General features: G+C 73.5%; 22 protein-coding genes. 8 read left to right on the top strand and 14 right to left on the bottom strand.

Annotated elements, in window-relative coordinates; all coding sequences use genetic code 11:
* Nucleotides 1–69: 69 nt before the first annotated feature.
* The 6 genes from DEJ46_RS33375 to DEJ46_RS33350 form a co-directional block, all read right to left on the bottom strand.
* Nucleotides 70–777: a DUF6230 family protein gene (locus DEJ46_RS33375; RefSeq protein WP_150272344.1), complete on the bottom strand. Its 708-nt coding sequence runs from the start codon at nt 775–777 to the stop codon at nt 70–72.
* Entirely contained in the window at nt 774–1,391 is a 618-nt protein-coding gene (locus DEJ46_RS33370) for a hypothetical protein (protein ID WP_150272343.1), read from the bottom strand. The genes DEJ46_RS33375 and DEJ46_RS33370 overlap by 4 nt, the downstream gene beginning before the upstream one ends.
* Entirely contained in the window at nt 1,388–1,825 is a 438-nt protein-coding gene (locus DEJ46_RS33365; protein ID WP_223835298.1) for a DUF6114 domain-containing protein, read from the bottom strand. The genes DEJ46_RS33370 and DEJ46_RS33365 overlap by 4 nt, the downstream gene beginning before the upstream one ends.
* Nucleotides 1,819–2,595 (bottom strand): DUF6230 family protein, encoded by a 777-nt coding sequence (locus DEJ46_RS33360; protein ID WP_150272341.1) that lies wholly within the window; start codon nt 2,593–2,595, stop codon nt 1,819–1,821. Before DEJ46_RS33360 ends, DEJ46_RS33365 begins: the two co-directional genes overlap by 7 nt.
* Nucleotides 2,592–3,107, bottom strand: coding sequence for a DUF6114 domain-containing protein (locus DEJ46_RS33355; RefSeq protein ID WP_150272339.1), 516 nt, complete (start codon nt 3,105–3,107; stop codon nt 2,592–2,594). The genes DEJ46_RS33360 and DEJ46_RS33355 overlap by 4 nt, the downstream gene beginning before the upstream one ends.
* A 161-nt stretch (nt 3,108–3,268) precedes the next feature.
* Nucleotides 3,269–3,949, bottom strand: a complete 681-nt coding sequence (locus DEJ46_RS33350; protein WP_150272337.1) for a DUF6230 family protein — start codon at nt 3,947–3,949, stop codon at nt 3,269–3,271.
* A gap of 190 nt (nt 3,950–4,139) precedes the next feature.
* Here DEJ46_RS33350 and DEJ46_RS33345 point away from each other — a divergent pair, with 190 nt between their 5' ends.
* Nucleotides 4,140–4,751: a TetR family transcriptional regulator gene (locus DEJ46_RS33345; RefSeq protein WP_150272335.1), complete on the top strand. Its 612-nt coding sequence runs from the start codon at nt 4,140–4,142 to the stop codon at nt 4,749–4,751.
* 6 nt (nt 4,752–4,757) lie between these two features.
* Here the strand turns inward: DEJ46_RS33345 and lepB are convergent, their stop codons facing one another.
* Entirely contained in the window at nt 4,758–5,390 is a 633-nt protein-coding gene (lepB, locus tag DEJ46_RS33340) for a signal peptidase I (protein ID WP_150272333.1), read from the bottom strand.
* A gap of 122 nt (nt 5,391–5,512) precedes the next feature.
* A complete protein-coding gene (locus DEJ46_RS33335; protein ID WP_223835297.1) occupies nt 5,513–6,538 on the bottom strand; it encodes an AraC family transcriptional regulator in 1,026 nt (341 codons plus the stop codon).
* Between the two features lie 142 nt (nt 6,539–6,680).
* Between DEJ46_RS33335 and DEJ46_RS33330 the strand changes: the two genes are divergently transcribed.
* Nucleotides 6,681–7,085 (top strand): Rieske (2Fe-2S) protein, encoded by a 405-nt coding sequence (locus DEJ46_RS33330; RefSeq protein ID WP_150272329.1) that lies wholly within the window; start codon nt 6,681–6,683, stop codon nt 7,083–7,085.
* Here the strand turns inward: DEJ46_RS33330 and DEJ46_RS33325 are convergent.
* A complete protein-coding gene (locus DEJ46_RS33325) occupies nt 7,072–7,776 on the bottom strand; it encodes a cysteine hydrolase (RefSeq protein WP_150272327.1) in 705 nt (234 codons plus the stop codon). The two genes, DEJ46_RS33330 and DEJ46_RS33325, sit on opposite strands and share 14 nt — an antisense overlap.
* Before the next feature lie 76 nt (nt 7,777–7,852).
* On the opposite strand from DEJ46_RS33325, the gene DEJ46_RS33320 reads away from it, so the two are divergent.
* Nucleotides 7,853–8,311 (top strand): pyridoxamine 5'-phosphate oxidase family protein, encoded by a 459-nt coding sequence (locus DEJ46_RS33320; protein ID WP_150272325.1) that lies wholly within the window; start codon nt 7,853–7,855, stop codon nt 8,309–8,311.
* A 29-nt stretch (nt 8,312–8,340) separates the two neighbouring features.
* On the opposite strand, the gene DEJ46_RS33315 is transcribed toward DEJ46_RS33320, so the two are convergent.
* Nucleotides 8,341–9,243, bottom strand: a complete 903-nt coding sequence (locus DEJ46_RS33315) for a LysR family transcriptional regulator (RefSeq protein WP_150272323.1) — start codon at nt 9,241–9,243, stop codon at nt 8,341–8,343.
* A 73-nt stretch (nt 9,244–9,316) separates the two neighbouring features.
* Between DEJ46_RS33315 and DEJ46_RS33310 the strand changes: the two genes are divergently transcribed.
* The gene (locus DEJ46_RS33310; protein ID WP_223835295.1) at nt 9,317–10,465 is read left to right on the top strand and encodes a DMT family transporter; all 1,149 of its coding nucleotides are present in this window, start codon (nt 9,317–9,319) and stop codon (nt 10,463–10,465) included.
* Here DEJ46_RS33310 and DEJ46_RS33305 read toward each other — a convergent pair.
* Complete coding sequence (locus DEJ46_RS33305) at nt 10,456–11,790, bottom strand: aminotransferase class I/II-fold pyridoxal phosphate-dependent enzyme (protein WP_150272321.1); 1,335 nt, start codon at nt 11,788–11,790, stop codon at nt 10,456–10,458. The two genes, DEJ46_RS33310 and DEJ46_RS33305, sit on opposite strands and share 10 nt — an antisense overlap.
* A 35-nt stretch (nt 11,791–11,825) precedes the next feature.
* On the opposite strand from DEJ46_RS33305, the gene DEJ46_RS33300 reads away from it, so the two are divergent.
* On the top strand, nt 11,826–12,503 hold the full coding sequence (locus DEJ46_RS33300; RefSeq protein ID WP_223835293.1) for a pyridoxamine 5'-phosphate oxidase family protein: 678 nt from the start codon (nt 11,826–11,828) through the stop codon (nt 12,501–12,503).
* Between the two features lie 28 nt (nt 12,504–12,531).
* A complete protein-coding gene (locus DEJ46_RS33295) occupies nt 12,532–13,176 on the top strand; it encodes an FMN-binding negative transcriptional regulator (protein WP_150272317.1) in 645 nt (214 codons plus the stop codon).
* Between the two features lie 39 nt (nt 13,177–13,215).
* Here the strand turns inward: DEJ46_RS33295 and DEJ46_RS33290 are convergent, their stop codons facing one another.
* From DEJ46_RS33290 to DEJ46_RS33280, 3 genes are all read right to left on the bottom strand, one after another.
* Complete coding sequence (locus DEJ46_RS33290) at nt 13,216–14,181, bottom strand: DMT family transporter (protein WP_150272315.1); 966 nt, start codon at nt 14,179–14,181, stop codon at nt 13,216–13,218.
* Between the two features lie 174 nt (nt 14,182–14,355).
* Nucleotides 14,356–15,363, bottom strand: coding sequence for an EamA family transporter (locus DEJ46_RS33285; RefSeq protein ID WP_150272313.1), 1,008 nt, complete (start codon nt 15,361–15,363; stop codon nt 14,356–14,358).
* 41 nt (nt 15,364–15,404) lie between these two features.
* On the bottom strand, nt 15,405–16,136 hold the full coding sequence (locus DEJ46_RS33280) for a Clp protease N-terminal domain-containing protein (RefSeq protein WP_150272311.1): 732 nt from the start codon (nt 16,134–16,136) through the stop codon (nt 15,405–15,407).
* Nucleotides 16,137–16,332: 196 nt separating this feature from the next.
* Here DEJ46_RS33280 and DEJ46_RS33275 point away from each other — a divergent pair, with 196 nt between their 5' ends.
* Nucleotides 16,333–16,557 carry a hypothetical protein gene (locus tag DEJ46_RS33275; protein ID WP_150272309.1) on the top strand — a complete coding sequence of 75 codons (225 nt, stop codon included), beginning with the start codon at nt 16,333–16,335 and terminating at the stop codon, nt 16,555–16,557.
* Between the two features lie 68 nt (nt 16,558–16,625).
* Complete coding sequence (locus DEJ46_RS33270) at nt 16,626–17,054, top strand: SRPBCC family protein (protein WP_150272308.1); 429 nt, start codon at nt 16,626–16,628, stop codon at nt 17,052–17,054.
* Nucleotides 17,055–17,129 lie beyond the last annotated feature (75 nt).

Below are 17,129 nucleotides of genomic sequence, written 5' to 3'. Positions count from 1 at the left end.
CGCGTGTCCGGATCGCCGCCACGCCATGGGGTACCTCCAGGAGTCGACCGTGAGGGCCGCAGTCTGCCATCACGGTGTCCCCGGTGTACCGACGGGCCCGGGTGGAGCGGGGCAGGCGACCGTGCCCGGTCGGACGGAGAGGGCGAGTTTCGGGGTCGTGAGGAGGCCCGGGATCTGGAAGTCCTGGGCGGTGCCGACGATCCGGTCGAACTTGGCGTAGCGCGCCTGGATGCCGAAGCGGTGCTGCGGGCTGTCCAGCGGGTTGACGACGTACGCCCCCGTCGCGTCCTTGACCGTCTTCACGTCGGCGCCGTTGACGTTGAGGTCGACGATGCCGTCCATGTCGAGGACCCCGGTGGCGCTGCGCAGGTCGAGGACGGTGTTCTTCGTCCGGATCTCCCAGGAGCGGGGGTTGTCGTCGCCGAGGGTGAGCATGAGCGTGTACGTGGCTCCCGCGATCTGCTGGCGCTGGCTGAGGCACAGGCCGTTGATCACGCCGTCCGCGAAGCCCATGCGGAGCACCCGGACGGTGCCTGTGGTGCCGTCGGGCCGGACGACGGCCTGGTCGACGACCGCGGCGCCGTACTGCGTCCCGTACAGACTGCTGGTCGTGAAGTCGACGGGGCGGTCCTGGATCCGGAGGCCGACGGCGAGCGCGCCGCTCGCCATCGCGGACCCGAGACCGGCCGCCACCAGGAGCGCCGGCCCGGCGACGGCGAGCGAACGGCGCCAGTGGGTACGCCCTTCCGGGAAGGGCCGGCGGCGGTCGGAGCTCACGGGACGGTCACCGTGATGGTCCCGGGGAGGTGGACGGGGTTGTCGGTGGAATCGAGGGCGGCGCGGTCGTCGACCGTACGGATGGCGTAGATGTCCCCGACGAAGTCCTCGGCCCCGGCGGTGAGGGGGATGAGGGAGCCGAAGAAGTCGAGCAGCCCCTGCACCCCGCAGATCTTGACGAGGACCCGGACGCAGAGGTTGGTGATGTTCCCCCACATCGTGGTCGTCTCGGGCTTCCCCGCACTGTCGTAGCCGCCGAGGGAACCCTCATTGGGCACGTCGATGGCGACGGTGTGCCCGGCGGCCCGCTGGGTGACGTTCATGTGCGAGCGGATCTTGAGCTTGGTGAAGGTGTACTGGGTCGTGGTCCTGGTCGTGCCGTCGGAGAGCCGGATGGTGACGTTCCTGTCGACGGTCATCGAGACGGCGACCATGCTCGCGATGGTGACGTGCAGCGGGTCCGGCGCGGGCAGGAAGGGCACGCCCAGCGGCTCGGGCGCGGCCGCGGTCCTGCCGGTGGCGCTGCTCGGCTGCCCGGACCAGACGGCCGTGGCCACGGCGAGGAGGAGGGCGGTGGTCACGGCGAGGAGCTTGGACGGTACGCGGCGCGTCATCCTTCCACCGCCTCGCGGCGCGGGCGCTTGGCGCCCCAGCCGACCGTCATCGAACCGCCGAGGACGCCGAGCGCCATGCCGACGAGGAACCCGCCGAGGTTGGAGACGACGAGGGAGACGACCGCGAGGACCACGCCGATGAGCCCGAAGGTGTAGCGCTGGCCGGGGAGGGCCAGGGGGATCAGACCGCAGAGGATCATGCCGCCGCCGACGAGGTAGCCGGCCACTCCCCCGAAGCCCGTGCTCACGATCAACTGGAGGGAGCTGAGGGAGAACTTGAGGACGGTCCACCCGCCGGCGATCAGCCACAGGCCTCCCCAGAACGGCCGGGTCCGCCGAAAGGCCCGGAACCACCGGACCCACCGGACCCACCGGCCGTCCCGCTCCCGAACCGCCCGGGCCGCCCGGACCGCACCGCCCGCCCCGGTCAGCACGCCGTGGCCGATCCCGCGACGACCCTGATCTTCAGGTCGGGCAGCACGAGCGCCCCCGCCATCTCGGCGTCGTACGCGGTCGCGTTCAGCCCGTGCAGGGTGATCGAGCTGCCGCCCTCGCCGCCCGCCGAGCCGAGCCCGAAGCCGCCGGGCAGCGCCCCCGTGAGCGGCTTCCCTGCGACGGTGACCTGGTCGGCGGACTGGCCGAGCACCGCGTTCTGGAGGGTGGTCGGCCCGTACGCCTGCAGTTCGGTGGCCTGGATGTAGAGGTTCGACGCGTCGATGTCGGTGGTGAACGTGCCGGGCGGTGCGGCCGTCACCTTCTGGCCGCCCGTCAGGAGCAGCGAGTACGGGACTCCCGCGATCGTCTGGTGGACGATGCCGCACAGTCCGGCGAGCCCGGCGCTCGCGAATCCGACGCGCGCCATCGCGGTGTCGGTGGTCGTGGTGCCGTCCGGGCGCCCGACGGCCGGGGTGTTGACGATGGCACCGAAGCCGGAGCCCTCGACCCCGTTGGAGGTCAGGGTGAAGGGCTGCCCGGTGACGCTGAAGTTGGCGGCGAGCGCGCCCTGCGCCAGCGCGGTGCCCAGCAGGCCGACGGCGAGGGCCGAGGGCACGAGGGCCAGGGCGCCGCGCCCCCAACGGGTGCCGCGCCGGGTCCCGTCGGAGGCCTCGGCGAGCATCCGGGCGTTCCACTCCGTGGCGGCGCGGGTGCTTCGCGCACGTACCCGGCCGACGGACGGGCCGAGTCGGGTCGTCAGGTGGTTCATACGGATCCGCTCCCAACGGATTCGGAGGGTGAGGGTACGGGCGTTCCGGCGCCCGGCCGCGTACGGCGGAGGAGGCCCCCGCGCTTCCGGGCGGGCTTCTCGGGCAGCCAGGCGAAGGCCATGGAGCCGCCGAGGACGGACAGGAACATGCCGAGGAAGAGCCCGCCGAGGTTCGAGAGCGGGAAGGAGGCGACGCCCGCGATCACGGCGATGACACCGGCGGTGTGGCGCTGACCGGGGAGCAGCAGGATCAGCAGGGCCATCGCCATGAGGACGACGCCTCCTGCCATGCCCGCGATGCCGCCGACGCCGACCTGGAGGATCTTGCCGAGCGGTGCCATCGGCAGGAAGAAGATGACGAAGCCTCCGGCTCCGGTCCAGAGGGCCGCCCAGAACGGCCGGGTACGGCGCCAGCGACGAAAGGCCCGGCGCGCGCCACGGGCGGCGGGGCCGGAGGCAGTGGGGACGGGAGCCGGGGCTCCGGTCGGCTCGGGCGGCGGATCGGCGGTCATGGGCCCTCGCAGTCGGGGGTCAGGTGGGGCGGAGAGGAGGGTGCCGGGGATCCGCGCCCCGAGGGACGCGGATCCCCGGCGGTGTCAGGCCGGACGAAGGCCGGATTCGGCCCGGGTTCAGGCCGGGTTCAGACCGGGTTCAGACCGGACTCGGGCCGGACTCAGCAGGGCTTGTCGCCGTGGGCGACCGCGATGGCGAGGTCCGGCAGGGTGATCGCGCCGGAGATCGTCGCGCCGTTGGCGTCGGCGTTGAGGTTCTTGATGTCGGTCCGGCCGCCGGTGGCGTCCAGGCCGAACTGCCCCGGGGTGCCGTCGTTGATGCCGGTGCCCTTGATCCCGGCGCCGTCGGCGGCGGCGCCGATCACGTTCGGGGTGGCGTCGCTCGCGTTGAGCGTGGCGGTGGCCGCCTTGAGCGACTGGGCGTCGAGGACCAGTTTGTTCGCCTGGAGCCCGGCGCCGGCGACGAGCTGGTCGCTCGTGAGCGGGGTCGCCGCCGCCGGTGAGGAGATGTTGAGCGACCAGGTGCCGAGGCTGCCGATGACCGGGAGGTTGACGGACTGGACGGCGTGGACGCAGATGCCGTCGAGGCCGGCCTTGGCGATGCCGACCTCGGCGGCGCCCTTGGCCCCGCCGGCGTCGATGGTGTGCATGACCGCGCCGATGCCCTGCGGAGCGGCGACGGTCTTCGAGCTGAGGGTGAAGGGGACGCTCGTCAGCGAGAGGTTCGCGGCGAGCGCGCCCTGGACCATCGCCGTGGCCATGGCCGCCACGGCCGCGGTCGCGGGCAGAGCCAGGAACGCCGATCTGCGCCAGCGGGTGACGCCTCTGTTCTCTTCCTGCATGTGAACTCCCACCGTCGTCCCGCGCCGTCGGCACGGGGGATGTGAACCCGGCAGCCGTGCGCCCCACGGCCGGAAGACCGGAGACGGGTGACACTTCGCAGCTACCTGTTCGAGAATTGGACAGTCACAGAAGAAGTGTCAATACTCTGGACACTTCGAGGGGAAATTCCGGCTGGACTAGGCTGACCGGATGGCACGGTTCAGGGAGACGGTCCGGACACTGCTGCGCGAACGCCTCCTGGACGCCGCGTACGAGGCGGTCGCGGACCGCGGCTTCGACAAGCTGCGGATGGCACACCTCGCAAGCGCCGTGGGCGTCAGCCGGCAGACGCTGTACTCGGAGTTCCCCTCCAAGGAGGCGGTCGGCGAGGCCCTGTTCCGGCGCGAACTGGAGCGCTGCCTCCTCGGGATCCAGCAGGGCCTGGACGCGCACCGGGACGACCTGCGCGCCGCCGTCGAGGCGGCCGTCGGCTTCACCCTCACGCTGGCCGGGCGGAATCCCCTGGTCAGGGCGGTCCTGACGAGCACCGGCGAGGACGGCCTCCTCCCCTACCTCACGACCCGGTCCGCGGCCGCGTTCGAGACCGCGACGGCGATGGCCGACGCGTACGTCTCGGAGGCCTGGCCGGGCGTGGACCCGGTCGCGCGCGAGCTGGCCGTGGACGCGGCGGTCCGGCTGACGGCCAGCCACATCGTCCAGTCCACGGCCTCGCCCGAGGAGTCGGCCCGCCGCGTCGCGGACACGGTGGTACGGGTCGCGCTGAGCACCGGCCAGGAGAACCTCGCACCCACCACCAGGTAGGCCGGCTCACGGACCCGCCCCCTTCACCACCCCCCGCCCCAAGCCCTGCCATCGCTCCAGGACGGGCCGGTTGCCGAGACCCGGCGAGGCCGAGACGGGGAAGGCCCGCAGGCCGACCCGCCCCTCGACGCGGCCGAGTTCCCCCCAGCCGTACGCCCGGGAGTCGTCCGAGAGGTCAGGGTTGTCCCCCAGGTAGAAGAACGCGCCCTCGGGCACGGTCCGCAGCTCCGCCCGCGCCGACCTCGTCCCGTCCGGGGCGCAGCACGCGCCCGTACGGTGCACCTGTGCGGTCCACTGCGGGGCCACCACCCGGTGGACGGGCCCCCGGCCCCGCTCCTGCAGGAGGACCTCGAAGGGCCGTTCGGGCGTGGAGGCGATGGCGACCCGGTCGCCCGGCAGCCCGATCACCCGCTTGACGAGCAGCGCGTCCCGGCCGGTCGCCCGGAGCAGGACGACGTCGAAGCGGCGCGCCTTGCCCGCCGAACTCGGCGCGACGAGCACGCGGTCCCCTTCCTGGAGGGTCGGGGCCATGCTGGTGCCGTCGACGCGGACGCTCAGGGACGTGACGGCCAGGGCCGCGAGGAGGCAGAGCAGGACGCCCGTACCGAGGACGGCACCGGCCGCCCGGCGCGCGTTCACCGGTGGCCGGTGGGGTCCGGGGGCCGGGCGGCGCCGGACCGTTCGATTTCGGTCATGGCGGGACGGTAGGCCCGGCGACGGACGGCGGCTGTGACCGTACCGCTCACGGTTGTTGACCGTCTTCACCCACCGCGGGCCCGGTAGGCCCGGGGCGTCTCGCCGGTCCAGCGCCGGAACGCCCGGTGGAACGCGCTGGGTTCCGAGAAGCCGAGCTGCCGCGAGAGCAGTTCGATGGACACGCGGCCGCCGGCGAGTTCGGCGATGGCGTGGTCGCGGCGCACCTGGTCGCGCAGCCGTTGGTACGTGGTTCCCTCGGCGGCCAGTCGGCGGCGGAGGGTCTGCGGGCTGACGGACAGCCGGTCGGCGAGTTCCTCGGGCGTCGGCACCGGCCCCGCCGGCAGGGCCCTCCCCATCAGGTGCCGTACGCGGCCGGTCACCGTACTGCCGTAGTCGGCGCAGACGAACACGTCGACGGGGGCCCGGCGGAGGAAGGCCCTGAGGGCCGCCGCGTCCCGCAGGACGGGTTCGTCGAGGTCGGCCCGGTCGAAGACGGCCGCCGTCCGCCGGGCGCCGAAGACGCAGGGCGCCCCGAACAGGAGGGCGTACTCCTGGGCGTGCCGGGGCTCGGGGTAGGCGAACTCGACGCGCCGCAGGCCGATCCGGCGGCGGATGAGCCAGCCGGCGAAGCGGTGGGCGACGAGCACGGTGGACTCCGCGCCGAAGTGGAGAGGGTCGTCGTACCCGGTGACGTCGAACTCCATGCGGGCCTCGTCGCCTCCGCCCGGCTCGGTCCGCGCTTCCGGTTCGACGAGCCGGAAGCGCGGACCGGACGGGAAGAGGGAGTAGAAGGCCTGGCTGCGCCGGAGCGCCTCGCGCAGGTCACGGCTGCCGTGGACCACGGCATGGCCCATCATCGCGAAGGTCCCGACCTTGCTGGGCGCATCGCCGAAGCCGATCAACTCGTCGTCGAGGATGGCCCACAGCAGCCTCACGAGCTGTCCGAACTGTTCCGCCGGCACCCTGGCATGGGCGTCCCCGAGCAGGTCGGAGGGCAGTCCCGCCCTGGCGAGGAGCGGCGCGGGGGCGACTCCCCGCCGCTCGCCTCCCAGCAGTACGGCCCGTACATGGTGGGCGCTGACCGTTGACACTTTCACCGCACTGTGTCCATGTTCCGACACTCTACTAAGAACTGTAAGGCTTCCGAAGGGGCAATCCTGTGAACGGAACACAGGTCGCACCCGTACCGTCGGGTGCCAACACACCAGTGCGTGACGGGAAGAGGGGCAGCACATGAGCGGAGTGGCACGCAGGACGGTGGTCTCGGCGGCGGGTGCCGCGGGCCTGGCGGCGGCGCTCGCGGCCTGCGGGGGCGGCGGCACCGAGGACAAGGGCACGGAGCAGCAGGCGGGCGCCACCCTCGCGCGAACGGGGGACATCCCGGTCGGCGGCGGCAAGGTCATCGCCGGTCAGGGCCTGGTGATCACCCAGCCGAAGGCCGGCGAGTTCAAGGCCTTCTCGTCCAAGTGCACCCACGTGGGCTGCGCCGTCAGCGGCGTCAAGGACGGCGTGATCGTGTGCCCGTGCCACCAGAGCCACTTCGACATCTCGGACGGCAGCGTGAAGTCCGGCCCGGCGACCTCCCCTCTGCCGCCGACGCCGATCCAGGTGGTGGGTGACGAGATCAGCTTCGGCTGACGGCACCTCCGGCGGGCCCGCGGGAGGTGCCGTCGGCCCTCCTGGCGCGCCTGGGGGCCTTCCAGCAGCCCAGCACCTCGTCCGTCGTCGTGATCGTGGCGACGAGCGCGAGGGTGTTCCGGATCATCGCGGGGGTGTACTCGGCCGGCACCCCCGCGATCGCGTCCCCGGGCACGACGACCGTGTAGCCGAGGTTCACGGCGTCGAAGACCGCGTTGGGCACGGCCACATTGGCGGAGACGCCGGTGACGATCAGCGTCCGGCAGCCGAGGTTGCGCAGGAGCGCGTCGACGTCCGTGCCCGCGAGCGGCGAGAGCCCGTGCAGGCGCCGGACCACGATGTCCTCGTCCGCGACCTCGATCGGTTCGGCGATCCGCACGGCCGTACTGCCGCTGTGCTGCTGCACCGGCAGGCGGGCGGCGGCCCGGAAGAGCCGCGCGTTGGTGTTGGCGCCGCGCCCGTCGGGGCGCCGCTCGGCCACGGCGTGGATCACCTGCACGTCGGCCTCGTGCGCGGCGGCCACGAGCCGCGCCACGTTCCGCAGGGCGCCCGACGAGCGTGCCACTGCGGCGAGTTCGGGCAACGCGCTCTCCACGCCGACGACCCCCCGCTGGCATTCGACGGTGAGCAGCACGACTCCGCCGTCCGGACGGATCCACTCCCCGAGCCGCTCTCTCACACTCTCACCCATGGTCTCCCCTTGCCTGCGCGCCGATGGCCCTCCATGCTTTCTGACGTCTCATCAGAAATCCAGAAGGGTGCGGACGATGACCGTCGCACAGCGCCATGGCCGCAGGATCATGATGACCCCGGCCGAGCTCGATTCCTTCCTCGCCGAACAGCGCACCTGCCGGGTGGCGACGGTGTCGGCCGACGGCCGTCCGCACGTGAGCGCGCTGTGGTTCGCCTGGGACGGCAGGTCGCTGTGGCTGTACTCGCTGACGCGCAGCCGCCGCTGGTCGGAGATGCGTGCCGATCCGAGGATCGCGGTGGTCGTGGACGACGGCGAGGAGTACGGCGAGCTGCGGGGTGTCGAGCTGTCGGGCACCGTCGAGTTCGTCGGCGAGGCTCCCCGTACCGGCGAACCGCTCCCCGCGCTCGAAACCCCCGAACAGCTCTTCGCCGCCAAGAACTTCGGGCTGGACGCGATGCCGCACGACGGCCGCCACGCCTGGGCGAGACTGACCCCGGACGCCATCGCGTCCTGGGACTTCCGCAAGATCTAGCGCGCGTCCACCCCGGAGGGGGGCACCCGTCAGCTCCCGAGCGGCTCCGCCGCCGCCCGCAGGGCCGCGACGACCGCCCGCACGGAGGGCCGGCGGCCCGCGTCGGCGCGCCAGGTGGCGTAGATGTGGCGCCGCACCTTCTGGCGTACGGGCACGAAGACGACCCCGTCCGGCACCGGGCGGCCGAGCCGGGGCGTGACGCACACGCCGAGGCCGGCCGCGACGAGCGCGAGCTGCGTGTGATGCTCCCCCGCGAGGTGCCCGATGCGCGGCTCGATGCCCTGCGAGCGCAGCGTGAACATCAGCCAGTCGTGGCAGAACTCGCCCTCGGGCCAGGACACCCACTCTTCGTCGGCGAAGTCCTCCAGGTCCACGGCCTCCCGCCCGGCCAGGCGGTGTCCGGCGGGCAGCGCCACGTCCGCCGTGTCGTCCAGGAGGTGCGCCCGCTCCAGGCCGCCCGGCACCGGCGCCCGCTTGTTGCTCCAGTCCAGGACGAGCGCGAGGTCCGCGTCGCCGCGCAGCACCGCGCGCACCCCCCGCTCGGGCTCCAGCTCGGTCGTCCGGACGCGGAGGTCCGGGTGCCCCTCGCGCAGAGCGGCGAGCGCGGCCGGGAAGAGCCCCCGGGCGGCCGTCGGGAAGGCGGCGGCCCGCACCTCGCCCACCACCTGGCCCCGCTGGGCCTCGATGTCGGCCTGGGCCATCTGGACCTGGGACAGGATGCGGGCGGCGTGCTCGGCGAGGAGCAGCCCGGCGTCGGTGAGCCGCACCCCGCGCCCGTTCTTGGCGAGCAGTTGCTGTCCCACCTCGCGCTCCAGCTTGGAGAGCTGCTGGGAGACGGCCGAGGTGGTGACGTGCAGCCCGTCGGCCGCGCCGCTGACCGAACCGTGCCGGGCGACGGCGTCGAGGGTGCGCAGGCGCTCCAGATTCAACATGTAAGCAATACTAAGGGAAGGGGTCGACCAATTCTCGCTTGTTCTACGAGATGGGGCCCGTCACCCTGAGTGCATGAGCCCCGCAGCCTCGCCCTCCGCACCCCCTTCGCCCTCCGCTCCCCCCTCTCGCCCCGCCCGCACCTCACGTCGGCTCGACTGGCGCGTCCGCTTCGGCGTGCTGGCCCTCATCTGGGGGTTCAGCTTCCTCTTCATCAAGGTCGGTACGGAGGGCTTCGCTCCGTTCCAGGTGACGTTCGGGCGTCTGCTGTTCGGTACGGCGGTGCTCGCGGTCGCCATGGTGGTGAAGCGCGACCGGCTGCCGCGCGGAGCCCGCGTCTGGGGCCATCTGACGGTCGCCGCCTTCCTGCTCAACGCCCTGCCGTTCTCGCTCTTCGCGTACGCGGAGCTGACGATTCCGTCGACCCTGGCGGGCATCTGCAACGCGACGACGCCGCTGTGGGGCATGCTGCTCTCGCTCGTCGCCCTCTCCGAGGACCGCCCGACCCGGGTCCGCGCGGCCGGCCTGGGGATCGGCTTCATCGGCGTGCTGACCGTCCTCGGCGCCTGGCAGGGCTTCTCCGGGCTCGACGTGACGGGCACCGCGCTGGCCCTCCTGGCCTCCTTCAGCTACGCGGTGGGCTGGATCTACGTCCGCAGGACGCTGAGCGACACGGGCGTCTCTCACCTCTCGCTCGCCGGTTCGCAGGTGGGCGTCGCGACGCTCCAACTGGCCTTGGTCACGCCCCTGTTCACCTCGATGCCGGAGTCGGTGGAGGTCGTGCCGCTGCTCGCCGTGATCGCGCTCGGCGCGCTCGGCACCGGGTACGCGATGCTGCTGCAGTACGGCGTGGTGGCGGAGGTCGGCCCGACGACGGCCGCCATGGTCACGTACTTCATCCCCGTCATCGCCACGGCGGCGGGCGTGGCCGTCCTCGACGAGCAGCTCACCTGGAACACCCCGGTCGGCGCGGTGATCGTCCTCGCGGGAGCCGCCCTCACCCAGACCCGGACTTCCCGCCGTACCGCACCGCCGTCGCGTGTGGACGCGTCCCGCCGGGGCTGGGGGTCCCCCCTCCGGGGGAGGGTGGGCACACGGAACGGCACCCTCGCGGGCGCCTCCGCCCCACGGCGCCTCCCCGCATCACCGGTTCGGCGCGCACAGGGTGCGGGTCCAGGCCCGGAAGCCCAGGCCGGGCACACGGCGACCGGGGCTCACCCGTAACTCCGCGCGGGCGCCGGCCCCGCCGCCCGCGCGACGGCCTCGGCGAGGGCCTCGACGTCCCCGACGGCGAGGCCGGAGACGGTGACCCGCACCGCGGGCCCCGCGCTCATCCGGAAGCGCGCGCCGGGCGCCACGGCCCAGCCCTCGGCCACGAGGCGCGACACCGCACCGGTCTCGTCCGCGACGGGCACCCAGACGTTCATCCCGCTGCGCCCGTGGGCCTCGACGCCCCGCCGGGCGAGGGCCCTCACCAGCCCGTCGCGTCGCTTCCCGTACGAACGGGAGACGGCGACGGGGTCGACCGCCTCGGAGGCCCAGAGGTGGGCGACGGTCCGCTGGAGCAGCCGGCTGACCCAGCCGGGGCCGAGCCGCTGCCGTCCGAGGACCCGGTCGACGGTCTCCGCGTCCCCGGTGAAGGCCGCGATCCGCAGGTCCGGCCCGTACGCCTTCGCGACCGAGCGCACGAGCGCCCAGCGTTCGGTGACCCCGGCGAGGGGGTGGAGTGGCTGCGCGACGATGCCGTGCCCGTGGTCGTCCTCCACGAGCAGGACGTCGGGGTGCGCGGCGAGGACCCGCCGCAGCTCCCCCGCCCGCGCCTCGGTCACGCACGCCCCGGTCGGGTTCTGCGCGCGGTCGGTCACGATGACCGCCCGCGCCCCGTCTCGGCGGATCGCCCGCTCGACCTCCTCGGGCAGCGGCCCCTCGTCGTCGACGGCGACGGGCACCGGCCGCAGCCCGAGCGCCGGTACGAGGTCGAGGAGGCTGCCCCAGCCCGGGTCCTCGACGGCGACGGCGTCCCCGGGCCTGAGGTGCACGGCGAGCATCCGCTCGATGGCGTCGAGGGAGCCCGAGGCGACGCCGACCGGCCCGGCGGGCACGCCGTCCGCGTCGAAGGCGGCCCGCGCGAGGCGCCCGAACTCCTCGTCGACGGGGGCCTCTCCGTACATCCCGGGCCGTTCGGCGTACCACCGCGCGACCTCGGCGAAGGCCTCTCCGAGCGGCGGCAGCAGCGCGGGGTCGGGGCTTCCGTTGCTCACGTCCCGGACCCCGGCGGGGGCGTCCACCCGGAGGGATCCGCGGGCGGTCGTGGCGGGCTGCGGCCGCACGCGACTGCCGCGCCGGCCGTCCGTCTCGATGACCCCGCGCTCACGCAGGGTGCGGTAGGCGGCGGCGACCGTATTGGCGTTCACACCGAGCGTCAGCGCCAATTCCCTCATGGGAGGCAGGAGTTGACCGGGCTCCAGAGCACCCGCGCCGACCCCGCGCTCGACGCTGGCGGCGATGTCCGCTGCGCGACGACCTTCGATCCGATATTCTCCTAGCACAAACCACATTATGCACTAGTGCAATGGAGTACGCAATGACCGCCACGGCCGCCGCCGACACCTACGCACCGACCGACCGCACCGTCCCCACCCGCTCCCGGGAGCGTGCCTCGTACGACAAGGCCCTGGTCCACTCGATACTCGACGAGGCATACGTCTGCCACCTCGGTTTCGTCCGCGACGGCGCGCCGGTCGTCCTCCCGACGCTCTACGGCCGCGTCGGCGAGAGCCTGTACGTCCACGGCTCCACCGGCTCGCGCCCGCTGCGTGCCACGGGCGACGGCGTGAAGGCCCCCGGCCTGCCCGTGTGCCTGACCGTGACCCACGTCGACGGCCTCGTGCTCGCGCGCTCCGCGTTCCACCACTCCCTCAACTACCGCTCGGTCGTCGTCCACGGCATCGCCCACCAGGTGACCGACCCGGAGGAGCTGCGCACCGCGCTCGACGCGCTCGTCGACCACGTCGTCCCGGGCCGCTCCACCGACTCGCGCCCCGCGAACACCAAGGAGCTCGCCGCCACCGCCGTGATCCGGCTCGACCTGGACGAGGTCTCGGCGAAGGTCCGCACCGGCGGCCCCAACGACGACGCGGAGGACCTCGGCCTGCCGTACTGGTCCGGCGTGGTCCCCGTCCGCACGGTCAGCGGAACCCCGGTCCCGGCCTCCGACCTCGACCCGGCGGTCGCCCTCCCCGACTACCTCTCCGCGCTCTGAGAACGACGGCACGACAGGAGCATCCACGATGCTGATCCACCCCTGGGACGCGGCCCACGACGAGGACGAGTGGCGCGACTGGCTCTCCCGCCACGATTTCGGCCAGCTCGCCGTCAACGGCCTGCCCGGCGACCCGCCGTGGGTGCAGCCGATGCACTTCCGGCACGAGGACGGGCCCGGCCCGTACGGCCGTGTCATCGCCCACCTGGCCCGCCCCAACCCCGTGTGGCGAGCCCTGGAGGCGCGGCCGACGGTGCTCCTGAGCGTGGTCGACGACTACGTCTTCGCCCCGGGCCCGTGGACGGCCCCCGAGGGCACGCCGCCCGCGCACGGGACGCCGACCTCGTACTACGCCGCCGTCCAGCTGCGGTGCACGGCGCGGGTGGTCGACGACCCGGCGGAGAAGGCCGAGCTCCTCAACCGCCAGGTCGCCCACTTCCAGCCGGACGGCGCCACCGCCCTCGCGGCCCCCGGCGAGGCGCCGTTCGGCCGCCTCCTCTCGGGCATCCGCGTCCTGGACCTGGAAGTGACGGAGGTCCGGGCCAAGTTCAAGTACGCGGGCAACAAGCCCCTGGAGGTGCGGGACCGGATCGCGGACCGCCTGGCGGAGCGCGCGGGCCCCGGCGACCTCGCCGCCCGAGCCCACCAGCTGCGGCGCCGCACCGCGAACTGACGGCGCCGGAGCGCGCGCGACGCCCGGCAGCCGACGGTCCTACACCGCCACCGCTTCCCTCTGACGGCGTACCGCCACCGTCCTCGCCTCGGCGAAGGCGAGTCCCGTGACGGCGACGAGCAGCAGCAGGGTGCCGAGGACGATCGCCGCGGTGAGCCGCTCGCCGAGCAGCGAGACGGCGATCAGGGCCGCGCTCACCGGCTCGAGGAGCATGATCACGGAGACGGTGGCGGCGCGGACGACGGCCGCTCCGGCGAAGTAGAGCGCGTAGGCGAGGGCGGTCGGCACGGCCGCGACGTACAGCAGCAGGAGCACGAGCCGCAGCGGCGACCCGGTGTGCGGTACGAGTCCCTCCGCGACCGCGAACGGCAGGAGACCGACCGCCCCGACCGCGAAGGCCCACGTGGTGGTCCCCAGGGCGTCCGTGGCGCCGCCGTCGCGCCCGAGCCAGCGGGTGAGCAGGGTGATCGCGGCGTACCCGGCGGCCGAGACGACCGCGAGGACCACGCCGAGCGGTCGCACCTCCGCGGCCCCGCCGCCGAGGACGAGGACGGCCAGTCCGGCGAGCGCCCCGGTGGCGGCGAGGAGCCCGCCGCGGCCGAGCCGTTCGCCCATGGTCAGCCGGGCGCCGACGGCGATGAGGACCGGCCCGGCCCCCAGGGTGACGACGGTCCCGACGGCGAGGCCGGTGTGCTGGACGGCCGCGAAGTAGGCGCTCTGGAAGACGGTGAGCCCGATGCCCGTACCGAGGATGCGGGCCGTCCGCCGGCCGCGCGGTTCCGCGGCGGTGCGGGAGACGGCGCGGCGGGGACGCAGTGCCAGCGCGCCGAGCAGCAGGACGAGCCCGCCGAGACAGCGCCAGAAGGAGAGGGCCAGCGGGCCCATGTCGCTGACCCGGAAGATCAGCGAGGCGGCGGCACCGGCCGTGCCCCAGGCGATCCCGGCGACGATCAGATAGAGCAGGCTCCGCCCGACGGGCAGGGCGGATTCCGAGGAGTTCGGCACGTGACTTCTCCGAGGAGGAAGAGGGAAGGGTGGTCGCTCGGCTCCGCGCGCGGACGGCGACGAACCGCCCGGGGCGGAGATCCGCCCGCCCGGGCCCGGTCCTCGTCAGGAGATGTCGCCGCGCGCTAGGAGACGGACGGCGGCGAAAGTACGGTCGCGTGCATGATCGGCACGCTAGGCGCCGGTCCGCCCGGCCGACAACTCCTTTTCGTCCCGCCCCTCGGTCTCCTCCGCGCCGACGGCCCCGGAGGCCGCGACGGGATCGGTCGGCGGGGCCTTCGGCGTCGAGGACTGCGCGATGAAGGCGCCGACCAGGACCAGCGCCCCGCCGAGGATCTGCGGCCCGTCCAGGTGCTCGCCGAGCAGCACCCAGGCCAGGACGGTCGCGACGACGGCCTCCAGGCAGGCCACGACGCCCGCGACCTGCGGAGAGAGCCGGCGGACCGAGATGACGCCGGTGACGTACGCGAGGACCGTGGCGATCAGCACGATCCAGCCGAGCAGCAGCCACGCGGGCACGCTGCTGCCGTCCATGTCGGCGTTCCCCCCGAGGATCGCCCAGTCCATGCCCCAGGGCCGGGCCACGACGGTGAGGACGAGCGCGCCGATGAGCAGCCCGTACGCGATGACGCCGAGCGGATCGGCCTGCTCGGCCTCGTCGGAGCCCTGGTCGGAGAGGACGAAGTAGCCGACCTGGCAGCAGGCGGCGGCGAGGGCGAGGAGCAGACCGACGAGGTCGAAGCTCAGCCCGGACCAGACCTGGACGACGCACGAGAGGCCGCCGACGGCCAGGACGACGCCGAGGGCGGCGGCGCGGGTGACGGGCCGGCGCTGGACGAAGCGGACCCAGCCGAGGACGAGTGCCGGGGCGAGGTACTCGATGAGCAGCGCGACGCCGACGGGGATGCGGGAGATCGAGGCGAAGTAGAAGGCCTGGACTCCGGCGACGGCGAGCAGGCCGAAGCCCACGAGGAGGGCGGGTTTACGGCGCAGGAGGTCCCGGTGGCGCCAGGCCACGGGCAGCATGACGAGGGCGGCGCCGGCCACCCGGAGCCACACCACGTGGAGCGGGTCGAGTCCCGCCTCGATGAGCGGCTTGGCCGCCACTCCTGAACCACCGAATGCGAAGGCCGAGGCCAGGGCAAGTCCCAGGCCGGCGCTTCTCCCCTGAGACGCGTGCATCGGGCCATCATGACAGGACGCGGTCAGGTGCGTAACCCCCGTTACACCTGTTGAGACGGCTCCTCACCGAAGGCGCTCTCGCGACCACCGGTACGGGGTTCGACGGGGGCGTCGATCGCCCCGCCGCCGCATGCCTCGATGCCCCCGCCGGCGCCCGGATCGCCCCCACGGGCCATCCCGGCATCGATGCGCGCGATCAGGTCGCCCGGATCGACCCCGGCCCGCCGGAGCACCTCGACGGCCCGGTTCTCGGGGTCGGCGGCGACACCGACGAGGAGGTCGAGCCCGCGAGCGCGTTCGTCCCCGCGCCGGGCGGCCCGCCGGAAGGCACCCTCCAGGGCTGCGGCGGCAGCCGGCGACCAGCCGAAGCTGCGGCCGTCGTCGCCCCGGGACTCGCGACGGGACTCATCCCGGGGCTCACGCCGGGACTCCGCCTCGCGCGCGGCGGGCAGGAGGCGCCGGGCGCCCGATTCCTCGACCGAGCGCTGCCAGCGCAGACCGTAGCCGATGGACCGCTGCGCGAGGTAGCCGAGGACGCGGGCGAGCTGATGACCGCTCTCGAAGACGGCGCCGACGTCCGGGTCCGACTCGACCAGCGCGTGCAGGAGGTGCGCGGTGTCGATCTGGCGGTCCCCGTCCCGGAGGGCTCTGCGGCGCGCGCCCGTCACGACCGTCGCGAGCGAGGGCGTCAGGAAGGACAGGAAGGAGGTGAGCTCGGCGCGCGGGGCGACGGGCTGCCGGGGCGGCTGCGGAAGAGGAACGGGACGGTGCACCCTTCCACCTCATCAGGCCGGGCCGACCGGAACATCACCAGGGAGAAGCATGTCCGCATCCCACCGGGGTTGGGCACAGGCGCACGGTTCCTCCTCCTTACGGAGGAGATTGCCCGCGTTCGCCTGCAGGGGCGCGCGCCGCCTTGCATTGCGCCCCCTTTGCAACCGCAGGCCCGTTGCCGATCGTCCTCCGGTCGTGTTCTGGATGGTGGCTCTGCTCGCGCGCGACGGACGGCAGTACGTGTACCGGGTGTACGCACCCCGGGAGGCACTGCCGGCCGATCTCTTCTGGGCCGCGTTCCACTGCCACGAGGAGGACGGGGCGCCACGCGCCTCCGACTGCTTCGACTCGGCCGAGATCTGGTGGATCGGCGACGGCACGGGCCCGACCACCGCAGAACTGACGGTTCATCAGTATTGAATGTTCACGCCCACCCGGCTACGTTCCGCGACACCGGAAGCAGTTGGCACGCCTGAAGGGGTGGTCTCATGGCCGAAGTCAGCGCGGAGGCACGGATCGAGGCACCGGCAGGGAAGGTCTGGGCGCGCCTGACGGACTTCCCCTCGTACGGCGAGTGGAACGCCACGCACACCAGCTTCCCGAGCGGCGGCCCGGAGACCCTGGAGACGGGCGCCACCTTCACCGAGAACATGAAGCTGATGGGTTTCCCCGCCGAGGTGCTCTGGACGGTCGAGGAGCTGGAGACGGACCGGGCGCTCGCCATCCGGGGCAAGGGCCCGATGGGAGTGACCGTCTCGACGCGCTACTCGCTCGCGGCCGACGGGGAGGCGACGACGGTCCGGATCGACGGCGAGTTCACGGGCGCGGCGGTCTCCCTGATGGCGGGGAAGCTCAAGGACTCGGCGACGGCGGCGCTGACGGAGTCGCTCCGCAAACTCGCGGGCCTGGTCGCCTGACCGGAGACGGGCCCGGCCGCCCGACCGACGACACGAAGGGGCCCCGCGGCACACACCGCGGGACCCCTCGCCACT

The sequence above is a fragment of the Streptomyces venezuelae genome (assembly GCF_008642375.1).
Lineage (GTDB): Bacteria > Actinomycetota > Actinomycetes > Streptomycetales > Streptomycetaceae > Streptomyces > Streptomyces venezuelae_G.
Note: the sequence above shows the minus strand (reverse complement) of the source record. Positions and strands in the feature narration are given on the sequence as shown.

Bases quoted from the DNA above. Each gene is read 5' to 3' on its own strand.
- DEJ46_RS33370 (WP_150272343.1), bottom strand. From the start codon at position 1,391: ATGACGCGCCGCGTACCGTCCAAGCTCCTCGCCGTGACCACCGCCCTC.
- DEJ46_RS33360 (WP_150272341.1), bottom strand. From the start codon at position 2,595: ATGAACCACCTGACGACCCGACTCGGCCCGTCCGTCGGCCGGGTACGT.
- DEJ46_RS33355 (WP_150272339.1), bottom strand. From the start codon at position 3,107: ATGACCGCCGATCCGCCGCCCGAGCCGACCGGAGCCCCGGCTCCCGTC.
- DEJ46_RS33350 (WP_150272337.1), bottom strand. From the start codon at position 3,949: ATGCAGGAAGAGAACAGAGGCGTCACCCGCTGGCGCAGATCGGCGTTC.
- DEJ46_RS33345 (WP_150272335.1), top strand. From the start codon at position 4,140: ATGGCACGGTTCAGGGAGACGGTCCGGACACTGCTGCGCGAACGCCTC.
- DEJ46_RS33330 (WP_150272329.1), top strand. From the start codon at position 6,681: ATGAGCGGAGTGGCACGCAGGACGGTGGTCTCGGCGGCGGGTGCCGCG.
- DEJ46_RS33325 (WP_150272327.1), bottom strand. From the start codon at position 7,776: ATGGGTGAGAGTGTGAGAGAGCGGCTCGGGGAGTGGATCCGTCCGGAC.
- DEJ46_RS33320 (WP_150272325.1), top strand. From the start codon at position 7,853: ATGACCGTCGCACAGCGCCATGGCCGCAGGATCATGATGACCCCGGCC.
- DEJ46_RS33315 (WP_150272323.1), bottom strand. From the start codon at position 9,243: ATGTTGAATCTGGAGCGCCTGCGCACCCTCGACGCCGTCGCCCGGCAC.
- DEJ46_RS33310 (WP_223835295.1), top strand. From the start codon at position 9,317: ATGAGCCCCGCAGCCTCGCCCTCCGCACCCCCTTCGCCCTCCGCTCCC.
- DEJ46_RS33300 (WP_223835293.1), top strand. From the start codon at position 11,826: ATGACCGCCACGGCCGCCGCCGACACCTACGCACCGACCGACCGCACC.
- DEJ46_RS33295 (WP_150272317.1), top strand. From the start codon at position 12,532: ATGCTGATCCACCCCTGGGACGCGGCCCACGACGAGGACGAGTGGCGC.
- DEJ46_RS33285 (WP_150272313.1), bottom strand. From the start codon at position 15,363: ATGCACGCGTCTCAGGGGAGAAGCGCCGGCCTGGGACTTGCCCTGGCC.
- DEJ46_RS33270 (WP_150272308.1), top strand. From the start codon at position 16,626: ATGGCCGAAGTCAGCGCGGAGGCACGGATCGAGGCACCGGCAGGGAAG.